The organism is Acetobacter pasteurianus subsp. pasteurianus LMG 1262 = NBRC 106471 (assembly GCF_000285275.1).
Taxonomy (GTDB): domain Bacteria; phylum Pseudomonadota; class Alphaproteobacteria; order Acetobacterales; family Acetobacteraceae; genus Acetobacter; species Acetobacter pasteurianus.
This window is the reverse complement of sequence record NZ_CADO01000049.1, coordinates 1-7,262: the sequence shown is the minus strand read 5'-3', so window position 1 is coordinate 7,262 and position 7,262 is coordinate 1. Positions and strand designations below refer to the sequence as shown.

Annotated in this window: 6 protein-coding genes; all 6 read left to right on the top strand. The window is 53.0% G+C overall.

The genetic code is table 11. The features are described 5' to 3' along the window. The coding region (locus APA10_RS08980) for a hypothetical protein (protein WP_035367541.1) at window positions 1-367 on the top strand (367 nt) is incomplete at its 5' end. An 18-nt stretch (window positions 368-385) separates the two neighbouring features. Further along, complete coding sequence (locus APA10_RS08975; RefSeq protein WP_004449952.1) at window positions 386-1,621, top strand: TolC family protein; 1,236 nt, start codon at window positions 386-388, stop codon at window positions 1,619-1,621. Then, the gene (locus APA10_RS08970; RefSeq protein ID WP_004449951.1) at window positions 1,618-2,772 is read left to right on the top strand and encodes an efflux RND transporter periplasmic adaptor subunit; all 1,155 of its coding nucleotides are present in this window, start codon (window positions 1,618-1,620) and stop codon (window positions 2,770-2,772) included. The genes APA10_RS08975 and APA10_RS08970 overlap by 4 nt, the downstream gene beginning before the upstream one ends. Next, window positions 2,772-5,846, top strand: a complete 3,075-nt coding sequence (locus APA10_RS08965) for an efflux RND transporter permease subunit (RefSeq protein WP_004449950.1) — start codon at window positions 2,772-2,774, stop codon at window positions 5,844-5,846. Before APA10_RS08970 ends, APA10_RS08965 begins: the two co-directional genes overlap by 1 nt. Next, window positions 5,846-6,517 (top strand): response regulator transcription factor, encoded by a 672-nt coding sequence (locus tag APA10_RS08960; protein WP_004449949.1) that lies wholly within the window; start codon window positions 5,846-5,848, stop codon window positions 6,515-6,517. Before APA10_RS08965 ends, APA10_RS08960 begins: the two co-directional genes overlap by 1 nt. After that, window positions 6,514-7,262: HAMP domain-containing protein (locus APA10_RS08955; RefSeq protein WP_035367539.1), on the top strand; the 749-nt coding region annotated here is incomplete at its 3' end. The genes APA10_RS08960 and APA10_RS08955, both read left to right, overlap by 4 nt.

Here is a 7,262-nt window from a genome sequence, read left to right as displayed (position 1 = left end):
AGGTATTCTTCTGCATATAGATGGCTCATATGCAGGCTATCCACATTCTGTTTTACGGCATGCAGTCTTGCAGAGTGTTGCCTGTCCTGTAGGAGAAACAGAACTCCAAGCATTTCATACTATTGCTGTGCCACCACCACATATGCGGGTGTCTATTAAGCGTCCGGCCGGGCAGGGGCGGTTGGGATCGCTTTCCGTCACATTATTTTCGCAAGGGCGTTTTGTGATTGGTGAACGCATGGCCCTGACGTCTTTTTCACGCACCCAGTCACCTTCATCCATAAAAGGCGACATCAACTTGGCAACGGTCAATCTATGGAATGACCTTGCCTCCCGAATTACGCATAACAAGCCGATTATTCCGTAGGAGGCTGCGTGTAACCTCATGCGTGAAATCCTGCTGTTAAGTATTGTGATGTTTTTATTCGGCATATTTTCCGCAAAAGCCCAGAACATGCCAAGAAAAATAGATTTTCATAGAGCCGTTAATATGGCCTGGGCGGTTGATCCTGTGCGTACGGAATTGCAGGTTGGCCATCATTCTGCAAAGGCGCGCAGCAGTGCAGCAGGATCATGGTTTGCTGGCGGACCAACTCTGTCCGGTGAATATATGGATGACCATGCAATCGGGAGTAATGAAGGGTACACTACTTATCAGGGAGGGGTGTCCGTACCACTCTGGTTACCAGGGCAGGGAAGTGCCACACGTCAGGTTGCAAGTGCTGAAGCCGCATCTCTGGATGAGCAGCTAAATGTTGAATACCTGTCGCTTTCCATAAGGATATTAGATGGGGCGGCCAAAGCGCAGATTGCTCAGGAACGTTTAAAGGCGGCACATCAACTGTATGAGTATGCAAGCAGGATAAATAGTTTGATTGCCCATTCTGCGCATGTGGGTGAATCTTCATCTTCGGAAAGCCGGATAGCACAGTCAGAAATGGAAAATGCCCGTAATGAACAGGCATTGGCGCAGGAATATCTGGAAAACGCTCAGGCTGAACTGGAAGTTTTATTTACCCAGCCAGTTGAGGTTGATCTTTCTCATGGCGCAGATATGGCACATGTGCGGTTTGTGGAACCGCGTGATATGGAAGACAATGATCCGCGCGTAAAAGCCGCACATAAAAATGTTGAAGCTGCACAAGCTAATATGAAGCTTGCCCGCCGCTCTTTTATGCCCAATCCAGAAGTGGGCATCGATGTGATTCATGAAAAACAGTATGGCAGCCCATGGGATGACCGGGTTGGTGTCAACTTCAGCATCCCACTACCAAGCGAGGCCCGGAATACACCGATTATGTCTGAAGCCAGCAACAGGCTTGCTTCTGCCAATAGTCAGGAAATACAGGCCCGACGCATGGTGCATCTGGAAATATCCCGTGTGCGTGCTCGGCTGATGGCTGCCACAGCGGCCCGGCAGACTGCACGTATAGCTGCCGCAAATATGCAAAAGCGTGCAGCGGCAGAAGAACATGCCTGGCAGGTGGGAGAGGGAACACTCGAAACTGTCATGCAGGCAGAACAGGCAGCCTGCAATGCGCAATTTGCCAACGCTCGAGCAGAGGTGGAGTGGCATGTCGCAACGCTGCGTATGATGATTGCCATGGGGGTCACACCATGAAAGGGCGCATCCTTCTGTATTGCGCTGTGTTTTTTTGCATGCAGTCTCTCGCCAATGCCGAAGATCAGATACTTCCTTCAGTTGTGGCGCTGGATATGGCAGCGATAAAAAATGAAGGCATTACAGTGATCTTTGCCAAATCCGGTAAGGTTTCTCGCATTTTGCCAGTTATCAGCCGGGTTATGCCCGATACTACGCGGCTTGTGTATATTCATCCAGCCGGAAGCGGCAAAGTGCTGGACGTTTTGGTGCAGCCAGGTAATTCGGTCCGTAAAGGACAGGCCCTGTTGCGCTATCAGGATCATTCTCTTCATGGTGCACGGCTGCAAGCCATTCAAATGCGTGCAGCGTTAACTGCTGCCATTGCTAGTAGAAATGATGCCGCAGCCGCAGTGCAGCGCGCAAAACAACTGGTTGGTCAAACCCTTCCATTGGCAGAGCTGCGCCGCAGGCAGGATATTCTGGCGCAGGCAGATGCAACCATGCGGGCCCGGCAGGCAGATGTGGATACATTGGGTCATCGGTTTAATGAGGAGTTCAATTCATCTTCTGAACAAAGCAGCCGGAAACAGCAGGATGAGGTATCAACCCTGATCTCTCCGGTTGATGGTATGGTGCAAACGCTGGATACATCTGTTGCCGCAGACCTAACGCCAACCACAAACGTGGCGAGCGTAGCAGATCTGTCTGACGTGTGGATTGTTTCGGACATTACGCCGGAACAGGCAGCACGTCTTCAGCCCGGTGGATTACAGACCACAGAGACCAACGATGGTGCCATCACATCCCGGATTGATACAGTGGATGGCATGGCCAACCCGCAAACAGGGTTGGTGCGTGTTATCAGCCGTGTTTCCAACCCAACTGGTGTGTTGGTTCCAGGCATGGTGCTGGATGCCAGCCTGACGGAGCGTGACAGTGTAACGGGAATGGTCGTGCCGTCAGATGCCATTCAGAAAATTGATGTCCATAACGTCGTATTTGTGCAGGTAGATAAAACGCATTACCGGCCTGTGATGGTGAATATAGCCTTGGATGATGGTAAGCATGCGGTTGTAAGCTCAGGTTTGAAAGAGGGTGAGGCAGTGGTCAGCCACGGCAGTTTTGCCCTGAAATCAATCATCGGGCTGGCCGGAATGGACGCAGACTGATGGCCCGTAAATACCTGGAGGCTTTGCTGCGGGCTCGCATGCTGGTGCTGGGTGGATTGGCTCTGATATTGGCGGCAGGTATGATGGCAGTGCTGGAACTGCCTGTGGAGGCTGTGCCAGATATTTCACCAAAGCAGGTTCTCGTATCCGTTGTGGCGCCAGGCCTTGCGACCGAGGAAGTGGAAAAACTGATCACCTTTCCGGTTGAAGCCAGCATGACCGGTATTCCCGGTATGACGGATCTGCGCTCTGTTTCCCGTGGTGGGGTCTCGGTTGTTTATGTGCAGTTTGCTGATGACACGGATATCAATCTTGACCGCACGCGTGTGAATGAGCGCATCCAGCAGGCGCGTGCCTCCATATCTGTTCCGGGCATTACTGTAAGCATGGGGCCGCTTGCAACGGGCATGGGTGAAATCATGCAGTTCCAGATCAAGGGGGCAGGGCGCTCACTTATGGAACTCAACCGGATCATGAACTGGACGGTAGTGCCGCAGATGCGGCTTGTGCCGGGTGTTGTGGATGTAAACGTCAATGGTGGCGCGGAAGAAACCTATGAGGTTGTGCTGGATCCTGCTCGGCTGATTGCCAGCAACCTTTCAGTGAGTGAGGTTTATCGCGCGGTAGATGCAAACAATGCGGCATCAGGCGGTGGGTGGATCACCCATCATGCCGAACAGCAAAGTGTTGTCGGGCGTGGGTTGATCAGCAGCCTTGCGGATTTTGGCAACATTGCCGTACGCGCCAATGCCGATGGCTCCATCATACGTTTGCGAGATCTTGGGCACATTACAACTGGCGCACGCACACGCCTTGGCGCAGTCACCCGTGATGGGCAGGGTGAAATTGTAATTGGCGTGGTGATGATGGAAAGTGGCGCAAGTTCCAACGCCACATTGGCAGCTATTAACCAGGCTTTGCCACGTATCAGGCAATCCTTGCCCGCGGGTGTTACGCTGGAACCCTATTACACTCGTGCCACACTCACTGGGCAAATCATCGCCACAGTGCGCGATAATCTGCTGATGGGTGCCGGGCTGGTGATAGCAGTGCTTGTGGTGGTGATAGGAAGCTGGCAGGCTGCGTTGGTCATTGCCTCCGTTATTCCGGTGGCTCTTGTCTGCGCCATGGCGGGCATGCGGTATTTTGGTATTTCAGCCAATCTGCTCAGCCTTGGTGCCATTGATTTTGGCATGATTGTTGATGGCTCTTTGGTGGTTATTGAGCATATCCTTTCAAGGCGGGAGGAGGAGCCAGAAGCCGCGTTTATGCCGCTGGTTGTCTCATCTATTCAGCAGGTCATGCGGCCTGTGGGCTTCGCCATACTGGTCATCATTATGGTCTATCTGCCTATTCTTACCCTGAAGGGCATTGAAGGGCATATGTTCCGGCCCATGGCGCAAACGGTTATTATGGCGCTTCTGGCTTCGCTGGCTTACTGCTTCATTTGTATTCCCGTAATTGCGGCTCTGGCTCTGGCACGCGTACGGCCTAAAGGCGATACATGGCTGATTGCCCGCCTGCGTGCGCCATACACGTGCATGACAGAATGGGGAAAGGCACATCCGCGCCTTCTGTTTGGAGGCACGCTGGTTGTTCTGGTGTTGTCGGCAGGTCTTGCAACACGCCTGGGCGGGGAGTTCATTCCCCAGCTTGATGAAGGGGCTTTGGCTGTTACCACCACACGTCTGCCCTCAGCATCTCTGGAGACAGTGCTTGCATCGGTGACAAAACAGGAACAGATTTTGATGCATTTTCCTGAAGTCAAAACAGTTGTCAGCAATACAGGCACATCCGCCATTCCCACGGACCCGATGGGTGTGAATGAAACGGATAGTTTTATTCTTCTTAATCCACCATCCACCTGGAAAACTGCGCACACACAGGCCGGGCTGGTGGCTGCAATGGATGAGACACTGCGGCGAGAATTGCCAGAGGCGCTGTATTCCTGGAGCCAGCCAGTGCAGATGCGCATGGATGATCTGCTCTCTGGCGTAAGAACACAGATTGCGGTTTCGATTTTTGGTGATGATCTGGCAACACTCGCTACTCTGGGAGACAAGGTTGTAGCGGCTATCTCAAATGTAAAAGGTGCCGCAGATGTGGCAGCGGCGGGTGATGGCAGTGTGCCGCTGGTTGTGGTGGACATTGATCGCGCACAGGCTGCCAGCCGCAACGTGGCAGTACAGGATATTCTGGATACGGTGGAAGCCATAGGCGGGCATATTGGTGCGCGGCCTGTTATTGTTGGCAATGCCATTATCAGCACGCAGGTGCGCCTGAACGGCCGCCATGTGGCTTCAGCGCCAGCTATTGCTGCCTTGCCTGTCCGGCGTATGGATGGGCAGGGGAATGTCATGCTTTCACAAGTGGCGCATGTGCATGAAGTTGACGGTACACCACGTATCAGTCGTGATGGTGTACGCCGGCGCATGGTGGTGCAGGCCAATGTGCGTGGGCGGGATCTTTCCTCCTTTGTGGCCGAAGCGCAGATGCGTGTGGCGCATGATGTGCATCTGCCATCGGGTTATACCATGCGATGGGATGGGCAATTTCGTAACCTGCACTCAGCCGTGCAACGTCTGGAAATTGTTCTGCCGATTGCCCTTGGTCTGATATTTGCTTTGCTGGTTGTAACCTTTGGCGCAATCCGGCCCGCACTCTTGGTTTTTATCAATCTGCCTGTGGCTGCAACCGGCGGCATTATTATGCTGACATTACGTGGAATGCCTTTCAGTATTTCAGCAGGTATTGGATTTATTGCACTGTTTGGGGTGGCAATTTTGAATGGTGTTGTGCTGGTGAGTGAAATTGCCGCATTGCGCGCGCGTGGCATGGCCGTGGCACAGGCAGCTTTTGCTGGAGCCAAATCCCGCTTCAGGCCGGTTATGGCTACGGCGCTGGTGGCAAGCCTTGGCTTTTTTCCCATGGCGTTTTCTAAAAGTGCAGGCGCAGAGGTGGAGCGGCCTTTGGCCAGTGTGGTGATTGGCGGGTTGGTGACATCCACGTTGCTGACCCTGCTGGTGCTGCCATCCCTATATGCTCGTGTCATGCGAGAGGAGGTTCAGAACTGATGCGTATCCTCATTGTGGAAGACGAGCACGATCTAGGGGCCGCCGTGCAGGAGCGTGTAAGGCAGGATGGGCATGCTGTAGACTGGTTCATGACACTGGAAGATGCACGTGCAGCCGTAGCAACCGTGGATTACGACTTTATGCTGCTGGATCTTGGGCTGCCAGATGGCAATGGGCGCGATCTGCTGCGTGAGATCCGCCGCACGTCCTTTGATACCGCCATTCTGATCACGACGGCAGAAGACCAGATCAGTGACAGGATTGCAGGTTTGTCTGATGGAGCGGATGATTACATTGTCAAACCCTATGACCTGAATGAACTTGTTGCCCGGATTGCAGCTGTCGCGCGCCGGTACGTCACGCCACGCAGGCAGGCCAGCTACCAGATAGGCGAGATTGTTATTGACCGCGAAAACCGTTCCGTAATGCGTAACGAGATGGAACTTGAGTTAACAGCACGGGAATGGGCGATTATGGAATTGCTCTCACGCAGGCCCGGACGCATTTATTCCCGCCAGCAGATTGATACAGCCCTGTATGCGCTGGATCAGGATGTTGGCAGTAATACGGTTGAGGTTTTTATTAGCCGCCTGCGTAAAAAGGTTGGCAATACGGTTATAAAAACCGTGCGTGGCCGGGGCTATTGCCTGGCCGATAGAGCAGACGCATGAAAAACTGGAGCCTTGCGACCCGGATTGTCAGTGGTGTTCTGTGCGTGGTCACGCTGAGCCTTCTTGCCCTTAGTATCGCAGTTGCCGGTTTTACGCGTTACGAAATAACAGAACGTCTGGACAATTCCTTGCAGGAAGTATCCGAACGTTTGCAGGCTATCATCACCATACAGCCGCATAAAGCCCAGTCAGACAACGTGGCATGGGTGCCCGATGTGGGGCCACGAACACTCGCGTATCAGGTTGTTGATCAATCTGGCCATGTTGTTCTGCGTTCTCAAAATGCACCGGTTGAGCCTTTTGTGCCTGATATTCATACAGGTTTTTCTAATACGCCTTTGTTTAGGGTTTATATTGCAGCACCTACGGCCACGGCTTATCGTGTTCTGGTTGGGGAACCCACGTTGCATCGGCGAGGGGCCACATGGCGTGCTACGGCCATAGCGGTCTTGCCGATACTGATTTTTCTGCCCGTAATTTGGGTGCTGGTGCGGCTGATTGTGCGTCGTGCCTTGCGACCTTTGAACCGTTTGCATGATGAAATGCAATCTCGTGGCAGTGGCAATTTAAGCCCTATTTCATCACTTGATTTGCCGGTTGAACTGGTTTCTATCCAGCATGCGGTAAACACGCTTTTGTCCCGTCTTAAAACAGCACTTTCTACGGAACGCGCTTTTGCAGCAAGTGCGGCGCATGAATTGCGTAATCCACTCGGTGCCCTTCTTGCGCAGGTTCAGATGCTAGG

Excerpts from the sequence above, each read along its gene's own strand:
- APA10_RS08975 (WP_004449952.1), top strand. The coding sequence starts at position 386 with ATGCGTGAAATCCTGCTGTTAAGTATTGTGATGTTTTTATTCGGCATA.
- APA10_RS08970 (WP_004449951.1), top strand. The coding sequence starts at position 1,618 with ATGAAAGGGCGCATCCTTCTGTATTGCGCTGTGTTTTTTTGCATGCAG.
- APA10_RS08960 (WP_004449949.1), top strand. The coding sequence starts at position 5,846 with ATGCGTATCCTCATTGTGGAAGACGAGCACGATCTAGGGGCCGCCGTG.
- APA10_RS08965 (WP_004449950.1), top strand. The coding sequence starts at position 2,772 with ATGGCCCGTAAATACCTGGAGGCTTTGCTGCGGGCTCGCATGCTGGTG.